General features: G+C 56.1%; 1 protein-coding gene and 1 pseudogene. One reads left to right on the top strand and one right to left on the bottom strand.

Features of this window, described 5'->3' with window-relative positions; genetic code table 11:
* Positions 1 to 131, bottom strand: a pseudogene (locus D8U69_RS16260) (glutathione S-transferase); the annotation flags it as partial.
* 369 nt (positions 132 to 500) lie between these two features.
* Between D8U69_RS16260 and D8U69_RS16255 the strand changes: the two are divergent.
* A complete protein-coding gene (locus tag D8U69_RS16255; RefSeq protein ID WP_056854804.1) occupies positions 501 to 1,175 on the top strand; it encodes a hypothetical protein in 675 nt (224 codons plus the stop codon).
* Positions 1,176 to 1,192 lie beyond the last annotated feature (17 nt).

Here is a 1,192-nt window from a genome sequence, read left to right as displayed (position 1 = left end):
GGCAGGCCGATCTCTTCAAGCATGATCGACACCTTGACGCCGTTGGGGGTCGGCAAGGAGTACAGCTGAATCCACTCCGGATACTGGGCCGGCCATTTTTGAGTGATGGGGAATGCAGACAAATCGGTCATGGGTTGGATCCACGAGAAAATTGAGAACACCGATGATAATGGACATCTCGCGAATTGAGACCGCCGGCGCCATCGATAACGCTGATGGTCAAGATCAATAAGGATCACAGCGTGAATGCGTGCATGGCGGTGTAGGGTGGCCATAAATCCGCAACATCATGTCGATAACCTTCGCTGCAACCCGTTCATGGTTACCGGTACATTGCTGCGCTCTCGGGCCGGAATCGAACCAAATGGGCTTCAGAGGACTCTGAGCACTGCCCCTTTTGAAACGGACCGGCTTCACGACATGGAAAACACCCGACGCAGGAAAGCCGCGGTGTAAAGGTTTGTCAGCCTTAACCAATATGCTGAAGAACTCTTTTTTCCATGACGAATTTTCTGAAACTCGCTAATCGCTTCAAACATCGCGCCTACATTTTCCTGCCCGCCCTGCTGGCGGCCAGCGCGTTGTTCATGTTGCTGGAGTCGAGCGAAAGCCGCGCCCAGCCGGCGGACGGCACACAGACGCTGGTGTTCCTGCGCCACGCGGAAAAACCCGCGGGCGGCCTCGGCCAGCTCAATTGCCAGGGACTGAATCGTGCGATCGACCTGGCCACGTTGCTGCCGGAAAAATTCGGCAAGGCCGACTACGTGTTTGCCGCCAACCCGACGCGCAATGTCGAGGAAGGCGAGCTGGACAACTCTTACAGTTACATTCGCCCTTTGATGACCATCAGCCCCAGCGCGATCAAGCTCGGCTTGCCGGTCAATATCAAATACTCGGCCAACGACACCAGCGACCTGGCCGATGAACTGCTGCACGACAAGTATCACAACTCGGTCATATACACGGCGTGGTCCCACGGCTACCTGCCGGAGTTGATCAACAAGGTCGCCGGGGAAGCCGTCGGCAAGAAGCAGAAGATCACCGAGGATTGGGAATCCAGCGACTTCGACTCGTTGTATGTGTTGACGCTGACCTGGCACAACGGCAAGGCCAGCCTGCAAAGCCATACCTACAAGCAGGGTCTGGATAATGGGCAGGAGACCTGTCCGACCTGAGTTGTGCGGTGTCTGTT

The sequence above is a fragment of the Pseudomonas sp. Sample_16 genome (genome assembly GCF_004307665.1).
Taxonomy (GTDB): Bacteria; Pseudomonadota; Gammaproteobacteria; order Pseudomonadales; family Pseudomonadaceae; genus Aquipseudomonas.
Note: the sequence above shows the minus strand (reverse complement) of the source record. Positions and strands in the feature narration are given on the sequence as shown.

What these genes read in the sequence shown, in the direction of transcription:
- D8U69_RS16255 (WP_056854804.1), top strand. Translation starts at nt 501, where the DNA reads ATGACGAATTTTCTGAAACTCGCTAATCGCTTCAAACATCGCGCCTAC.